Origin of the sequence: Micromonospora sp. NBC_00860, from assembly GCF_045207375.1 — a bacterium.
In the GTDB taxonomy this organism is placed as follows: domain Bacteria; phylum Actinomycetota; class Actinomycetes; order Mycobacteriales; family Micromonosporaceae; genus Micromonospora; species Micromonospora vinacea.
The window spans coordinates 3,026,065-3,041,056 of record NZ_CP108825.1 but is presented as its reverse complement, the minus strand read 5'-3'; the positions used below and the strand labels follow the sequence as shown (position 1 = coordinate 3,041,056).

The window sequence follows — 14,992 nt, the reverse complement described above, 5'->3', positions numbered from 1 at the left end:
CCGTGGCAGGTGCCGGGTGCCCAACCGCCGTCGACGTCGCCGGTATGACGCTTCCGCTATGCCGAACATCGAACGCCGTCACACTAATATCGGCGTACATCGATGACTGGCGGCCGATGGTCGCCGGACGACAGTAGGGGAGTACCCGATGTTCCGACGACAAGTGCGACGTGTGGCGCTGGCCATGCTGGTGGCGATCCTGGCGGCGGCCGGGACGCAGCTCGCCACCGGTGCGCCGGCCGCCGCCGTCCGGACCGTCTACTACGACGCCAGCCGGACCGGCGAGTTCCGCACCAACTTCGACCAGGCGGCGCAGATCTGGAACAGCCGGGTCAGCAACGTCCGACTCCTGGCCGGCACCCCGGCCAGCATCACCATCTACGTCGACGACGGCTGGCCCCGCGCGCAGCCGACCGGCCTCGGCTCGGGCCGGATCTGGATGGGCCGCACGGCCGTCAACCAGGGCTACGACCGCACCCGCATCGCCACCCACGAAGTCGGCCACATCCTGGGCCTGCCGGACCGGCGCACCGGCCTCTGCTCCGACCTGATGTCCGGCAGCAGCGCACCGGTCTCCTGCCGCAACGCGAACCCCAGCGCCGCAGAGGCGAGCCGGGTGAACTCGCTGTTCGCCGGCACACTGGCCGCGCCGGCCAGCACGACGTACACCTGGAACGGCGCCTCGGACATCGGCCCGACTGTGGTCGGTGGCCGGCCGGCCACCGAAAACTACCCCTTCATGGTGTACGTCTCCGGCTGCACCGGCACCCTGATCAAGGGCAACTGGGCGGTCACCGCCAAGCACTGTTCGACGCCGTCCTCGGTGCGGGTGGGCAGCATCAACCGCACCAGCGGCGGGACGGTGGTGCGGGTGACCCGTGCGGTCAACCACCCGAGCGTCGACGTCAAGCTGCTGCAACTGGCCAGCTCGGTCACGTACGCGCCGGCCCCGATCCCGAGCACCTCCGGCGCGGTCGGCACCGCCACCCGGATCATCGGCTGGGGCCAGACCTGCGCCCCGCGGGGCTGCGGGTCGGCTCCGGCGGTGGCCAACGAGCTCGACACGTCCATCGTGGCCGACAGCCGGTGCTCCGGCATCAACGGCCCGTACGAGATCTGCACCAACAACACCAACGGCAACTCGGGCGCCTGCTACGGCGACTCGGGCGGGCCGCAGGTGCGCCGGGTCAACGGGGTGTGGAACCTGATCGGCGCGACGAGTCGGGCCGGCAACAACAACTCCACCTGCGCCACCGGCCCGTCCATCTACGTCGACCTGCCGTCGATCCGCTCGTGGATCTCCACTCAGGTGGGTGGGCTGCCCGTCTGACCATCAGCGACACCGCGGGCGGGGGCGAGCGCCAGACGCGCCCCCGTCCCGGTGTGCCGGTGCCACCCACGCCATCTCACGATGCGATACGGTGCGTGGCATATCCGGCACATCGGAGGTGGCGTCATGCCTACCGTCGTCGTCCTCGCGCTGACCCTCGCCCTCGCGCCGGCGCCGTCCCCGTCGGCCACCTCGGATCCGCTCGGCGACATCATCGGTGGCGTCGGCCAGATCGTCGACGACCTGCTCGGCGGCGACACGCCGAGTGCCGCTCCGCCGTCGAGCGCCACCCCCACCGGGGCGTCCACGCCGAGTCGGCCACCGGTCGCCGGTCAGCCCAGCCCGGCGGAGTCCAGCGCGATCCCGGTGCCCGCCGGATCGGCGGGCGGTCTCCCCGCACCCGCCGCGCCCGATCGCCGCACCGCCGACGAGGGCACCGGCACCCGCGAGGCCGCCGTGCCCAGGCCCGACAGCGACACCCCCGCACCGACCGCCCCGCCAGCCCTCGCCGACCCCAGCCGGAGTGCCTGGCCACCCACGTCGTACCTGCTGGTCGTGGCGGTCCTCGCGGCCCTGGCACTGCTGTTCGTGCGCCGCCGGGCCCCGGTCCCCGCCGCCGCACCCGACCCCGGCCCGGTACCGGATTCCGACCCGGCACCGGATCCCGGCCCGGTGCCGGAGAACGTCAGCCGCTTGCCGACCAGCCTCAATGCCATCTACGAGATGGGCCGCCAGGATGAGCGACTCGAACAGGAGCGACGCCGGCGCACCTGAGGGCACGCCCCGCCGTCGGTCTCAGGCTGCCGAGTAGGCGCCCTCACGCCGGGGGATCCCGTCGTCGTACGCCCCGACCGGCCCGCTGTACCGGGTCTTGCCCTTCGGGTACGGCCAGGCGTTCGCGGTGCAGCCGTGCAGGCCCAGCGTCTGCTGCTGCATCACCGGCGCCGGCCGACCCCGCCCGGGGCACCGCTCGTGGCCGTACCCGAGCTTGTGCCCCACCTCGTGGTTGACCATGTACTGCCGGTAGGTGCCCAGGCTCGCCCCGTAACCCGGTACACCCTTGACCCAACGCGCCACGTTGAGCACCACCCGGGCACCGTTGCGGCAGGAGGTGTAGGCGTCCGGCACGTCCTGGCAAAGGGTGTCACGGGTGCCGGGGGTCGCCAGGTAGATGGTGAAGTCGGTCGGTTCGCCGGCACCGACCCGACGCAGCCGCCACGCCCCGCCGGCCGTCCACCCGCGCGGGTCGTTCAACGTCGCGGTGATCGCTGTGGCGATGTCCTTCGCCGGCAGGCCCCGGATGTCGCGTTCCACGGCGACCCGGTAGCGCATCAACCGGCCGGTCGTCGCACGCCCGGGCGTGTTCTCGCCGGGCGCCACCGACCAGCGGTTACCACCGGTGGCGGGGTAGCTGACCGGGATGACGGGCGGGGTGCTGGGTCGGACCTCGACGGTCGCCGTCGGCCGACCGGTCGGTGTCGCCGCCGCGCCGGTCAGCGGTCCGGCGGCGACCGGGTCGGTGGCGGGTTGCCCGGCGGCCGGTAGGCCGCATCCGGTGAGCAGCGCCACCACCAGCAGCGACGCCATCCAGGCGGGACCCCAGCGGCGGGTAGCCTTCGTCGACATGTCTCTCCCCTCGCGCGTCGCTCGGCGGCGGCGCGGAGGAGAAGACGGGTGACAGTGGCGAAAAGTTGATGTGACCCAGGGCTCAACCTTTTGCCGGCCCCGCCCGTCTCTAGCTCTGTGGCACGGGGAGGGTTCGCGGTGGCGCGGGGTGACGCGGAATTCGTCGAGTTCGCGCGGGCGGCGTCTGCGCGACTGGTGCACGCCGCGTACCTGATGACCGGCGACCACCACCAGGCCGAGGACGCCGCGCAGACCGCCCTGGTCCGGACCTACGCGTCATGGTCGCGGATCCACGACGACGACGCCTACGGGTACGCCCGCCGCACGCTGGTCAACCACCTGGTCGACGGGTGGCGACGACCGATGCGGGAGTACCCGACCGACGAGGTGCCGGAGCAGCGGCGGGGCGACGTGGCCGACGACGTGACCACCCGGCGCTGGTTGATCACCATCCTCGGTGCGCTCAGCCCCCGGGAGCGCGCCATCGTCGTCCTGCGCTACTACTTCGACCTGCCGGAGGCACAGGTGGCCCGGGAACTCGCCGTCTCCGTCGGCACCGTCAAGAGCACCAGCTCGCGAGCGTTGGAGAAGTTGCGCAGCGCCACGCCCCGCACGGCCGATGAGGAGGCGCGCCGATGAGCGAGTTGGACCGGCTCCGCCACGCCATGCGGGCGACCGAGCGCCCCGACGCCGTGCTCGACCTGGCCACCGTCATGCGCGAGGGACGCCGGTTGCGTACCCGTCGGCGCGTCGCCGGAGCCGGGGCGGCGACGCTCGCGACCGGCTTGGCCGCAGTGGTCGTCGTGGTGGCGGTCGGCGCGTCCGGTCCGGGCGATCCGGCGCCGACCGAGCACCCGCCGCCGGTCGCCGTCGCTCCACCGTCGGCCGGTGTCTCGCCGTGGGCGGAGAAGTCGCCGGGCTCCACGCCACCGCCGACGGTGGGCCGCGACGAGCCGCCACCGAAGCCCCTCGGCCAGATCGTGGACAGCGGGGTGCGGCACGGCGCCGAGCGTCGGGTCTACTACTTCGTCCGGGTGTCCGTGCCCGGCGAACCCAAGGTGTCCATGGGACTGGCCGCCGGTCGCCAGGCTCCGGACGGCTCGTTGAGCACCGACCTCCTGGTCAACGACGTGGAGGGCAGCGACCGTCGCGCCGGGTTCCACCAGATCGGTTACGACGAGCGCTTCGCCTCGCCGGTGCCCACCTTCGGTTACTTCGTCGGCCCCGCCAAGCGGATCATCGGCACCGTCGATGGTCGGCAGGTCGACGCCCGAGTGGCGCCATGGAGTGGCGACAAGCAGGTGCTGATCTTCTGGTTCGACCCGGCCCGGCTCACTCCGGGGGAGCGGCTGGACGGCATCATCGCCCGCGACGCCGGCGGCGGCCGACTCTGACGCGCTGCCGGCGCTCAGGCCAGTCGACGCTCGATGGTCACCGTCGTCCCCTCGGCGGTGGAGACCAGCCGCACGTCGCCGTAGGCGTTCATCAGCAGCGCGCCGCGTCCCCGGTCCATCGCCGGCCGGCGGTCCCGCCAGGTGCCGAAGTCCCGTACCGAGATCCGGACCAGCCCGCCACCCACCTGGACGCGCACCCGCACCTCCGGTCGGCTGGGCCGCTGCGCGTGCTCGACGGCGTTGTTCATGGCCTCCGAGGCGGCGAGCAGGAGATCTTCGAGCACGTCCGGGTCGACGTCCAGTTCGCCCAGTGCGCCCCGGACGTCCCGACGCATCGCGGCGGCGGAGGTGGGTGCGGACGGGTACGTCCATCCGACGTCCAGGAGGTCGCCCAGCCCGTCCGGGTCGAGCGGCGCCTCCACCACCACTGACACGTCGCTGACGGTTTCGACCATCGGGGTCGGCGGAACGGGGCCGACCGGGGCGGGTCGGGTCGGCGGCGTCGGGGCAGCGACCGTCGCCGGGTCGCCGCCGATCGCCGCCGCGGGGGTACGGTCGCGGGCTCGGCGGATGCTGGCCCGGATCCGGGCCAGCAACTCGGCCGCGGCGAACGGTTTCACCAGGTAGTCGTCGGCACCCAGGCTCAGGCCCTCCACGCTGGCCTCCCCGCCGGCCCGGGCGGACAGCACCAGCACCGGCAGCGCCCGGGTCGCCGGGTCCGCGCGTAGCCGGCGCACCAGGTCGAAGCCGTCCAGTACCGGCATCATCACGTCGGTCAGGACCAGGTCGGGCGGGTCGCGGTGGATCTCGTCGAGGGCCTGCCGGCCGTCGGTGACGGCCCGCACCCGCCAGCCCTGCCCGGTGAGCAGTCGGGTGAGGTACGCCCGCATGTCGGCGTTGTCGTCGGCGAGCAGGATCCGGGCCCCGGCCAGGTCGTCGGTGGCCGGCCCGGACGCGGGATCGGGCTCGGTCACCGCGTCGCCCTGCTCGGTGAGCCAGCCCATCGCCTCCTCGACGGCGGCGCGGGCCGCGTCACCCCGCCCGTCCACCGCCGGGCCGGTGACCGCGGTGCGGTGCGCCGCCGACCAGGGCAGCGCCACGGTGAACCTGCTGCCGACGCCCACCTGACTGGTCACTCGCACGTCACCGCCTTCCAGCCGGGCCAACTCGTGCACCAGGGCCAGGCCGATGCCCGTGCCCTCGTGACTGCGCGAGCGGGCGCCCCGTACCCGGTGGAAGCGTTCGAACAGTTTCGGCAGGTCCCGTTCCGCGATGCCGATGCCGGTGTCGGCGACGGTGAGGCGCACCTCCTCGTCGTCGGCGTCGAGGGTGACCCGGATGCGGCCGATGAACGTGTACTTCAGTGCGTTGGAGAGCAGGTTCGTGACGATGCGTTCCCAGTTGACCGGGTCGACCGAGACCGGCCGGGGCAGCGGTGGGCAGCTCACCTCGAGGGTCAGCCCGGCCCGTTCGACGGCGGCCCGGAACACCCCGGCGAGCTCGGCGGTCAGCGCGGCCAGGTCGACCACCCGGGCGTCGCTGCGCGCGCGCCCGGCCTCCAGGCTGGAGAAGGTGAGCAGGCTGTTGACCAGCGTCAACAGTCGGGTGGCGTTACGCCAGCCGGTCTCCACCCGCTCCCGCTGCACCGCCGCCAGCGGCGCGGTGGCGTCGGTGAGGGCGTCGGTCAGCGGGCCGAGGATCAGGGTCAACGGGGTACGGAACTCGTGGCTGACGTTGGCGAAGAAGTCGGTCTTGACCCGGTCCAGTTCCGCCATCGCCTCGACCCGGCGCCGCTCCTCCTCGTACTCCTGGGCGTTGCGCACCGCCACGGAGATCTGCTGGGCGAGCAGTTGGTGGAAGGAGCGGTACGCCTCGTCGAGCCCTCGGCTGGGGCTGACCCCGGCGAGCAGGACGCCGAGGGGCTGATCCTCGTCGGCGGAGGGCAGCGGCAGCGCCAGCGCGGTGCGGACCGGGTCGTTCCACGGGCCGGCGGGCAGCGGCAGCCGGTCGGCGACGTCGGTCACCCGGGTCGCCCGACCCTCGGCGGCGTCCGCCAGCCCCCAGGCGTACGCGGGCGGGCTCGGATCGGTCAGCTCGACGGCGTCCGGCAGGGCCCGAGCGTGCGCCCGGTCGCCGCCGGTGCAGGCCACCCGTCGCAGCGCCGTGCCGTCGCGCAGGTAGATGGCGGCGAACGGCACGTCCAGGGGATGGCCGTCGATCACGTCGATCAGCCGAGTGGCGGTGGCGTCCACGTCGACGGTGCGCCCGTCGCCGAGCACTGACAGGTCGCGCAGGAGGCGGAGCCGGCGTTCGCCGACCACCTGCTGGGTGACCTCGCTGCACACGGTCAGCACGCCGACGGTGTGGCCGTCGTCGTCGCGGGCCGGGGCGTGCGAAACGCTGAAGTACGCCTCCTCGCGGTAGCCGGCCCGCTCGAGCAGCAGTTGCAGCGCCGGGACCCAGCTGGCCACCCCGGTCGCCATGGCCTCCTCGATCAGCGGGGCGAGCACGTCCCAGCCTTCGGCCAGGGTCACCCGTACGTCGTCGCCGAGCGCGCCCGGGTGCTTGTCGCCGATCAGTGCCGAGTACGCGTCGTTGTAGAGCTGGGAGTAACTCTCGCCCCAGAGCAGCAGCATGGGGTACCGCGAGGAGAGCACCATCCGCACGGCGGCGCGCAGGCTCTGCGGCCATCCGTCGACCGGGCCGAGGGGGGTGCGGGCCCAGTCCAGCTGTGCCATCAACCGCCCGGTGTCGCCGCCACCGAGGAACAGGTCAGTGGTGGGTCGCGTCACGCTCATCCGACCCCATCGCAAGCCCCCGTTCCGGGCCCGACGACCCTGCCGCGTTACCTACCCATCCTGACACCTCTACTCACCTGTGCCGACGCCGGTACCCACCGTCGAACCGGCGGCGGTTCGGGACGAACGACCGATGCTCAAGAAATAGATATCTGTAAGTGTCTCGGGTATCTCTCCAACCCCCCGAGGAGCCCCCATGAGAGGCAGAACGCTGAGCGCGGGAACCGCGCTCGCCGTGTTCGCCGGGATGACGGTGACGCTGGCCGCCCAGCCGGCGACCGCGTCACCTTCGACCGCGACGACGGCGGTGACCCGGCCGATCGCCGCGGCCGCCGCCGCGTTGGCCGCACCGGACATCTCCGTCACCAACGTCCAGGCGCACCTGACCCAGTTCAACACCATCGCCACCAGCAACGGTGGCAACCGACGGGCCGGCTCCGCCGGCTACACCGCCTCGCTCGCCTACGTCAAGACCAGGCTCCAGGCGGCCGGCTACACCGTCAGCGAGCAGTACTGCTCCAGCTGCACGTACCCCTCGAACAACCTGATCGCCGAGTGGCCCGGCGGCCCGGCTGACCAGGTGGTCATGTTCGGCGCGCACCTGGACGGCGTCTCGGCCGGTCCGGGCATCAACGACAACGCCACCGGCTCGTCGACCCTGCTGGAGAACGCGCTGGTCCTGGCCTCGCGGAACCCGACCATGACCAAGCGGGTGCGGTTCGCCTGGTGGACCGACGAGGAGCAGGGGCTCAACGGCTCCCGGTTCTACGTCAACTCGCTCAGCACCACCCAGCGCGGCTACATCAAGGGCTACTACAACTTCGACATGGTCGGCTCGACCAACGGCGGCTACTTCATCAACCGGGTCAGCTCGACCACGGCGGCGCCGCTGAAGGCGTACTGGGACTCGTTGGGCCTGCAACCGGAGGAGAACGTCGAGGGTCAGGGCCGCTCCGACGACTACTACTTCCAGCAGGCCGGCATCCCCACCTCGGGTTACGCCGCCGGCGCCAGCGCCCGCAAGACCAGCTCCCAGGCGGCCAAGTGGGGCGGCACCGCCAACGCCGCGTACGACCCGTGCTACCACCGGTCCTGTGACACCACCGCAAACGTCAGCGCCACAGTGCTGAACCGGGCGGCCGACGGTGTCGCGTACGCGCTGTGGCAGCTCGCCGTGAGCGGCGGGACCCCGAGCTGCACCGGCGGTCAAGTGGTCGCAAACGGTGGATTCGAGAGCGGCAGCACGCCGTGGACCGCGTCCTCCGGCGTGATCACCAACGCCAGCGGCCAGCCGGCCCGGACCGGGTCGTACAAGGCGTGGCTCAACGGGTACGGCAGTACCCGCACCGAGAGCCTGTCGCAGTCGGTGTCACTGCCGGCCGGCTGCGCCACGTACACGCTGTCGTTCTGGCTGCACATCGACACCGCCGAGACCACCAGTTCCACGGCGTACGACCGGCTCACCGTACAGGCGGGTTCGACCACGCTGGCGACGTACTCGAATCTCAACGCCGCAACCGGCTACGTGCAGCGCACCCTCAACGTGGCCGCGTTCGCCGGGCAGGCGGTGACGCTGCGGTTCACCGGCACCGAGGACTCGTCGTTGCAGACCACCTTCGTGATCGACGACGTGACGTTGCAGGCGAGCTGACCGCGTACCCGGGAAGGGCCGCCACTGGTTTCTACCGGTGGCGGCCCGTCGCGTCGTGGGTCAGGGGAGCTGTGGGTAGAGAGCGGCGACGCCGCCGGCCAGCCCGGCCTGCACCTGGCGGCTGGTCTCGTCGGTGACGATCTCGTACGCGTCGGCCTCGATGCCGTCCACCCCGATCCGGGCGATCACCGCCGGGTCGGACTTCGGGGCGTCGACCCCGGCGGTCATGTCGGTGTCCATGTAGCCGACGTGCAGGCCGGAGACCCGGACGCCCCGCTCGGCGAGCTGTACGCGCAGCGCGTTTGTCATCGCCCACTCGGCCGACTTCGCGGCGCCGTACGCCCCGACGCCGGGGAAGTTCACCCAGGACAGCGCGGAGAGCACGTTGAGAATCGTTCCGCCGCCGTTGCCCGCGATGATCGGCGCGAACGCCCGGACCATTGACAGGTTGCCGAAGTAGTGGGTCTCCAGCTCCAGCCGGACGAGGTCCAGGTCGCCGTCGAGCAGGTTGGTGCCGGTCTCGATGCCGGCGTTGTTGATCAGCAGGTTCACGTCGCCTGCCAGCTTCGCGGCGGCGGCCACCGAGGCGGGGTCGGTGATGTCCAGCCGTACCGGCGTCACGCCGGGCAGGTCGACGCTGTCGGGGTTGCGGGCGCCGGCGTAGACGGTGGCGCCCCGGGCGAGGAGTTCGGCGGCCAGGTGTCGGCCGAAGCCACGGTTGGCGCCGGTGACGAGGGCGGTGCTTCCAGCGATCTTCATGGCCGTCACGCTATCCGACCTGACTTCTGTCAGGCAAAGTCAGCTATCTCACCACGCTGGGCCGACCGGATCGGGAATACGACCCGGACGCGCCCACAGCCGGACCGGTGACGACTCGTATCCTTTCCGCGAACCTCCGCACGAGCCGAGATGGGAGACGGTGTGAGCAACCAGGCCGAAACGTTGGAATTCCAGGCCGAGGCGCGTCAGCTCCTCCAGTTGGTGGTCCACTCGATCTATTCGAACAAGGACGTCTTCCTGCGGGAACTCATCTCGAACGCGTCCGACGCACTGGACAAGCTCCGGCTGGCCACCCTCGTCGACAAGGACCTCGTCGCCGACACCGACGACCTGCACGTCGCCCTGGAGATCGACAGCGACGCCCGCACCCTCACCGTGCGGGACAACGGCATCGGGATGACCCGCGACGAGGTCGTCCAGCTGATCGGCACCATCGCCAAGTCGGGCACCGCCGAGCTGCTGCGCCAGCTGCGCGAGTCCGCCGACGCCCACGCCAAGCAGGACCTCATCGGCCAGTTCGGCGTCGGCTTCTACGCCGCGTTCATGGTCGCCGACCGGGTCACCCTGCTGACCCGCAAGGCCGGCGAGACCGGCGGCACCCGCTGGGAGTCCACCGGCGAGGGCACCTACTCGATCGAGGCGGTCGACGAGGCGCCGCAGGGCACCACCGTGACCCTGCACCTCAAGCCGGCCGACACCGAGGACAACCTGCACGACTACACCGCCGAGTGGACCGTCCGCGAGATCGTCAAGCGCTACTCCGACTTCATCGCCTGGCCGATCCGGATGAGCGTCGAACGCGCCGGCGCCGACGGTGAGGCCGCCACCCGCGAGGTGCAGACCCTCAACTCGATGAAGGCGCTCTGGGCGCGGCCCCGCGACGAGGTCGACGCCGCCGAGTACAACGAGTTCTACAAGCACGTCAGCCACGACTGGGCCGACCCGCTCGAGGTCGTGCACATGAAGGGCGAGGGCACCTTCGAGTACGAGGCGCTGCTCTTCCTGCCCAGCCACGCCCCACTGGACCTGTTCTCCCCGCAGGGCCGCCGAGGCGTCCAGCTCTACGTCAAGCGCGTCTTCATCATGGACGACTGCGAGGCCCTGGTCCCGACCTACCTGCGCTTCGTCAAGGGCGTTGTCGACGCGCACGACCTGTCACTGAACATCTCCCGGGAGATCCTCCAGCAGGACCGGCAGATCCAGATCGTCCGCCGCCGCCTGGTCAAGAAGGTCCTCGCCACGGTCAAGGACCTCAAGGCCAACCACGCCGAGCGCTACCGCACCTTCTGGACCGAGTTCGGCGCCGTGGTCAAGGAAGGGCTGATCGACGACACCGACAACCGGGACACCCTGCTGGACATTCTGTCGGTGGCCTCCACCAACGACCCGGCCGAGCCCACCGACCTGGCCGGCTATGTGTCGCGGATGAAGGACGGCCAGAGCGACATCTGGTACGCCACCGGCGAGTCCCGGGCCGCCATCGAGAACTCCCCGCACCTGGAGGCGTTCCGGGCCAAGGGGCACGAGGTGCTGCTCCTCACCGACCAGGTCGACGAGGTGTGGGTCGAGCGGGTCGGCACGTACGACGGCCGGCCACTGCGCTCGATCGCCAAGGGCGAGATCGACCTGGACACCGACGAGGAGAAGCAGCAGGCCGAGGCCGAGCGCGAGCAGCAGCGACAGGAGTTCGCCGGCCTGCTCGACTGGCTGGGGACCACCCTCACCGACAGCGTCCGGGAGGTCCGCCTGTCGTCGCGGCTGACCACCTCACCGGCCTGCGTCGTCGGCGACGCCCACGACCTCACCCCGACCCTGGAGAAGATGTACCGGGCGATGGGGCACGAGCTCCCCACCACCAAGCGGATCCTGGAGATCAACCCGGGCCACCCGCTGGTGTCCGGGCTGCGCAAGGCCCACGAGCAGGGCAGCGACCCCACCGCGCTGACCGAGACCGCCGAGCTGCTCTACGGCCTGGCGGTGCTCGCCGAGGGCGGTGAGCTGACCGACCCGGCCCGCTTCACCCGGACGCTCGCCGATCGGTTGGCGCGCACCCTGTAACTGGCGTACCACCGGCCGGCGGCCCGCCCGAGCGGCGGCCCGCCGGCCGGTCCCGTCAGCGGCCGGGGATCACCAGACCCGACTCGTAGGCGATCATCACCGCCTGGGCGCGGTCGCGCAGGTGCAGTTTGGTGAGCAGGTTGCCGACATGGGTCTTCACCGTGTGCTCGCTGAGGTGGTGGTGGGCGGCGATCTCGGCGTTGGACAGACCGGCCGCGATCAGGCGCAGCACGTCCGTCTCCCGGGGCGTCAGGCCGGTCACCGCGGCGGCCCGGGCGGGGTCCGGATGGCCGCGCCGGTGCAGTTCCCCGATGACCCGGGCGGTGACGGCGGGGGCGAGCAGCGCGTCCCCGGCGGCGACCACACGGACCGCGTTCACCAGGTCGGCGCGGGGAGCGTCCTTGAGCAGGAAGCCGCTGGCCCCGGCCCGCAGGGCCGCGTACAGGTGGTCGTCGGTGTCGAACATGGTCAGAGCGAGGACCCGGCTCGACGTGAGCGCGCAGACCTGGCGGGTCGCGGCGACACCGTCGAGGACGGGCATTCGCATGTCCATCAGGACGACGTCGGGACGGTGTTCGAGGGCAGCCCGCACGGCCGCCGCGCCGTCCGGGACGTCGGCGACCACCTCGATGTCCGGCTCGGCGCCGAGGATGGTGGCGAACCCCGCCCGGAACAGATCCTGGTCATCGGCGAGCACGACCCGCAGCATCAGACCACCGCCGGTGCCGACAGCGGCAGGGAAGCGGCCACCGTGAAGCCGTGACCGCCGGAGGCCGGGCCGGCGCGCAGGGTGCCGCCGCAGGCGTGGGCGCGCTCGCGCATGCCGACGATCCCGTACCCGGGCAGGCCCGCGTCGGACCCGCGGTAGCCGCAGCCGTCATCGGTGACCGACACGGTCAGCGAGTTCGCCGTGTGGTCCAGTCGGACCCGAACCGATCGGGCCCCGGCATGCCGCACCACGTTGGTCAAGGACTCCTGCACGATCCGGTAGGCGGCCACCCCGACGTCCGGGGGCGGCGGCTCGACGGCACCTCCGGACGGCGAGACGCTGAGCACGGCATCGAGGCCGGCGGCACGGACCCGCTCGACGAGGACGGGAAGGTGGCCCAGACCCGGCTGGTCAAGTGGCTGGTCGGCGGGTTCGTACAGGCTGCCGACCGCGCGGCGGAGCTGAACGACCGCGTCCCTGCCGGTGGCGGCGATCGTGGCGAACGTGGCATCAGCGCGATCCGGCTGCTGGCGGACCAGCAGCGGACCCGCCTCCGCCTGGACGATCATGACGCCGACCGCGTGGGTGAGGATGTCATGCAGGTCGCGGGCGATCCGGGTGCGTTCGCGCAGCACCGCCGCCGTCCGTTCACCGGCGATGCGACGATCGCGTTCGGCGAGGGCCGCGGCCTGGGTCCGGCGGGCCCGGGTGCTGGTGCCCAGCAAATACGCGAAGAGGTAGGCGACCGACAGGTAACGCAGCACCTCCACGTCCGGGCGGGGGTAGAGCAGCGAGACCAGCAGGCCGGCGGCGGTGAGCGCGACGCCGAGCAGGCGGATCGGCAGGGAGGCCCGCGCCGCGAACGTGTAGAGGCAGACCAGCGGTCCGACCGGCAGCAGTGGGGGAGCGCCGAGCGAGGCGGACACGGTCGTGGCGACGCCCACGACGAGGGCGACCCGGATCAGCGCCCGGTCCCGCCACAGCACCGGCACCGACGACGCGACCGCGAGCGGCAGCACCCACCAGGCACGTGGCCCACCGACCAGGGCGGGCAGCACTGTCGCGGCGACGGCGGCCACTGTGACGGCGAGATTGACGTACTGCTTCACGTCGGCAGTATCGTCCGAGCCGGCGCGCCGACGCCTCCCTCCACGGGACCAGATCGATCCCGGCCCGCACGGTGATCCGCCCCGGCCGCCCGCGCCGCACGCTCGACCCATGATGACGATCCTCGCCACGCTCCTCAGTGGCCTGCTTTGGCTCGGTGGCACCGGGCTGCACCCGATCCCCGCGCTGACCTGGCTCGCCCCGCTCCCGCTGATCCTCGCCTCGACGCGGGTACGCCCGCGGACCGCGCTCTGCGCGACCGCCCTCGCCTGGTCGATCGGTCAGGGCGGCGTGGTCGGCTACTACCTCGGCACCCTGCGACTACCGGTCCCCGCGGTCGCCGGCGTGGTCCTGCTCGGCCTCGGGCTGGCGACCGGCACGGTCCTGCTCGCCCAGGTACTGCTGCTACGCGGACGAACCGCCCTCGCCGTCCTCGCCGTGCCATCGCTCTGGGTGCTGGGGGAGTACGCCGCGTCCCGCCTGCTGCCGCACGGCGCCTGGTGGAGCCTCGCCTACACCCAGGCCGACGTCCGTCCGGTCATCCAGCTGACCGCGCTCACCGGAGTCTGGGGCGTCACCTACCTGCTGCTCGCCGTCCCGATCGCCCTCGCCGCCCTGCGCGCAAGCCCACGCCCCGCCCTCACCTGCCTGCTCGTCCTCCTGCTCGGCGCCGGCGGGTGGTCGGCCTGGTCGCTGGGCCGTTCCCCCGACCCGGCCGCGCGGCTCACCGTCGGCCTGGTGGCCCTGCGCCAGCCCGAGGACGGACTTCCGGTCGACGAGCCGCAAGGCCGTGACCTGCTCGCCCGTTACGCCGCGCGGGTCGAGGGCCTGGTCGCCCGTGGGGCACGGATCGTCGTTCTGCCGGAGAAGGTGTTCGCCGTGTCGGACACGACGATGCCCGTGCTCGTGGCCGCGCTCCGGCAGACCGAGGCTCAGGTCGTCGTCGGTGCGGTGCGGCAACGGGCCGGCGGGGCGAGCAACGTCGCGCTGGTGCTCGAACCGGGTGGGACCGTCACGACGTACGAGAAGCAGCATCTCATCCCGGGCCTGGAGGACTGGCTGACGCCGGGTGACGGCGAGGTGCTCGTGGACGGGCGGTTCGGCGTCGCGATCTGCAAGGACCTCGACCATCCCGACCTGGTCCGGCGGTATCGGGCGCAGGGCGCCTCGGTGCTGCTCGTCCCCGCCCTGGACTTCACCTCCGATGGCTGGCTGCACGGTCGGATGGCAGTGGTCCGGGGTGTGGAGAACGGGCTCGTCGTGGTCCGGGCCGCGGCGTTCGGCCGGCTGACGGTCACCGACCCCGGCGGCAGGATGGTGGGCGAGGCCACCGCCGGTGACGCGGAGCTGCTGCTCGCCGCCCCGACATCGGGCTGGGGCACTGTCTATTCGCGTACCGGAGACTGGTTTCCGCTGTTGTCAGTGGCCCTGTTGGTCCTGGCCGTGGGTGGGGCACGTGGCGGCCGGTGGCCTGGCTCCGCCACGACAGCTGAACGCTCGGCCGGACAACCGGCCGAGCGTTCGTCCGTGTAGCGCGGA

General features: G+C 72.1%; 12 protein-coding genes and 1 pseudogene. 8 read left to right on the top strand and 5 right to left on the bottom strand.

Going from position 1 to position 14,992, the window contains the following annotated elements; all coding sequences use genetic code 11:
• Positions 1-265: 265 nt before the first annotated feature.
• The 3 genes and pseudogenes from OH804_RS14100 to OH804_RS14090 form a co-directional block, all read left to right on the top strand.
• A pseudogene (locus OH804_RS14100) lies at positions 266-622 on the top strand (snapalysin family zinc-dependent metalloprotease); the annotation flags it as partial.
• 18 nt (positions 623-640) lie between these two features.
• Positions 641-1,330, top strand: a complete 690-nt coding sequence (locus tag OH804_RS14095) for a S1 family peptidase (RefSeq protein WP_406066536.1) — start codon at positions 641-643, stop codon at positions 1,328-1,330.
• A gap of 126 nt (positions 1,331-1,456) precedes the next feature.
• Positions 1,457-2,104: a hypothetical protein gene (locus OH804_RS14090; RefSeq protein ID WP_406065607.1), complete on the top strand. Its 648-nt coding sequence runs from the start codon at positions 1,457-1,459 to the stop codon at positions 2,102-2,104.
• A gap of 21 nt (positions 2,105-2,125) precedes the next feature.
• Here the strand turns inward: OH804_RS14090 and OH804_RS14085 are convergent, their stop codons facing one another.
• Positions 2,126-2,956, bottom strand: coding sequence for a DUF3152 domain-containing protein (locus OH804_RS14085; protein ID WP_406065605.1), 831 nt, complete (start codon positions 2,954-2,956; stop codon positions 2,126-2,128).
• 138 nt (positions 2,957-3,094) lie between these two features.
• Between OH804_RS14085 and OH804_RS14080 the strand changes: the two genes are divergently transcribed.
• Positions 3,095-3,595 carry a SigE family RNA polymerase sigma factor gene (locus tag OH804_RS14080; RefSeq protein ID WP_196922682.1) on the top strand — a complete coding sequence of 167 codons (501 nt, stop codon included), beginning with the start codon at positions 3,095-3,097 and terminating at the stop codon, positions 3,593-3,595.
• Positions 3,592-4,350, top strand: coding sequence for a hypothetical protein (locus OH804_RS14075; RefSeq protein ID WP_196922683.1), 759 nt, complete (start codon positions 3,592-3,594; stop codon positions 4,348-4,350). The genes OH804_RS14080 and OH804_RS14075 overlap by 4 nt, the downstream gene beginning before the upstream one ends.
• Positions 4,351-4,364: 14 nt before the next feature.
• On the opposite strand, the gene OH804_RS14070 is transcribed toward OH804_RS14075, so the two are convergent.
• Positions 4,365-7,148 carry an ATP-binding protein gene (locus tag OH804_RS14070; protein WP_406065603.1) on the bottom strand — a complete coding sequence of 928 codons (2,784 nt, stop codon included), beginning with the start codon at positions 7,146-7,148 and terminating at the stop codon, positions 4,365-4,367.
• 196 nt (positions 7,149-7,344) lie between these two features.
• On the opposite strand from OH804_RS14070, the gene OH804_RS14065 reads away from it, so the two are divergent.
• Positions 7,345-8,799, top strand: coding sequence for a M28 family peptidase (locus OH804_RS14065; RefSeq protein ID WP_406065601.1), 1,455 nt, complete (start codon positions 7,345-7,347; stop codon positions 8,797-8,799).
• A gap of 60 nt (positions 8,800-8,859) precedes the next feature.
• On the opposite strand, the gene OH804_RS14060 is transcribed toward OH804_RS14065, so the two are convergent.
• Complete coding sequence (locus tag OH804_RS14060) at positions 8,860-9,558, bottom strand: SDR family oxidoreductase (protein ID WP_196922686.1); 699 nt, start codon at positions 9,556-9,558, stop codon at positions 8,860-8,862.
• Between the two features lie 150 nt (positions 9,559-9,708).
• On the opposite strand from OH804_RS14060, the gene htpG reads away from it, so the two are divergent.
• Complete coding sequence (gene htpG, locus OH804_RS14055; RefSeq protein ID WP_406065598.1) at positions 9,709-11,637, top strand: molecular chaperone HtpG; 1,929 nt, start codon at positions 9,709-9,711, stop codon at positions 11,635-11,637.
• Positions 11,638-11,692: 55 nt separating this feature from the next.
• Here htpG and OH804_RS14050 read toward each other — a convergent pair whose 3' ends face one another.
• Both OH804_RS14050 and OH804_RS14045 read right to left on the bottom strand, forming a co-directional pair.
• A complete protein-coding gene (locus OH804_RS14050; protein ID WP_406065596.1) occupies positions 11,693-12,346 on the bottom strand; it encodes a response regulator in 654 nt (217 codons plus the stop codon).
• The gene (locus tag OH804_RS14045; RefSeq protein WP_406065594.1) at positions 12,346-13,455 is read right to left on the bottom strand and encodes a sensor histidine kinase; all 1,110 of its coding nucleotides are present in this window, start codon (positions 13,453-13,455) and stop codon (positions 12,346-12,348) included. The genes OH804_RS14050 and OH804_RS14045 overlap by 1 nt, the downstream gene beginning before the upstream one ends.
• A gap of 109 nt (positions 13,456-13,564) precedes the next feature.
• Between OH804_RS14045 and OH804_RS14040 the strand changes: the two genes are divergently transcribed.
• Entirely contained in the window at positions 13,565-14,986 is a 1,422-nt protein-coding gene (locus OH804_RS14040; protein WP_406065591.1) for a nitrilase-related carbon-nitrogen hydrolase, read from the top strand.
• Positions 14,987-14,992: the final 6 nt, after the last annotated feature.

What these genes read in the sequence shown, in the direction of transcription:
- OH804_RS14085 (WP_406065605.1), bottom strand. Translation starts at nt 2,956, where the DNA reads ATGTCGACGAAGGCTACCCGCCGCTGGGGTCCCGCCTGGATGGCGTCG.
- OH804_RS14050 (WP_406065596.1), bottom strand. Translation starts at nt 12,346, where the DNA reads ATGCTGCGGGTCGTGCTCGCCGATGACCAGGATCTGTTCCGGGCGGGG.
- OH804_RS14075 (WP_196922683.1), top strand. Translation starts at nt 3,592, where the DNA reads ATGAGCGAGTTGGACCGGCTCCGCCACGCCATGCGGGCGACCGAGCGC.
- OH804_RS14040 (WP_406065591.1), top strand. Translation starts at nt 13,565, where the DNA reads ATGATGACGATCCTCGCCACGCTCCTCAGTGGCCTGCTTTGGCTCGGT.
- OH804_RS14060 (WP_196922686.1), bottom strand. Translation starts at nt 9,558, where the DNA reads ATGAAGATCGCTGGAAGCACCGCCCTCGTCACCGGCGCCAACCGTGGC.
- OH804_RS14065 (WP_406065601.1), top strand. Translation starts at nt 7,345, where the DNA reads ATGAGAGGCAGAACGCTGAGCGCGGGAACCGCGCTCGCCGTGTTCGCC.
- OH804_RS14070 (WP_406065603.1), bottom strand. Translation starts at nt 7,148, where the DNA reads ATGAGCGTGACGCGACCCACCACTGACCTGTTCCTCGGTGGCGGCGAC.
- htpG (WP_406065598.1), top strand. Translation starts at nt 9,709, where the DNA reads ATGGGAGACGGTGTGAGCAACCAGGCCGAAACGTTGGAATTCCAGGCC.
- OH804_RS14090 (WP_406065607.1), top strand. Translation starts at nt 1,457, where the DNA reads ATGCCTACCGTCGTCGTCCTCGCGCTGACCCTCGCCCTCGCGCCGGCG.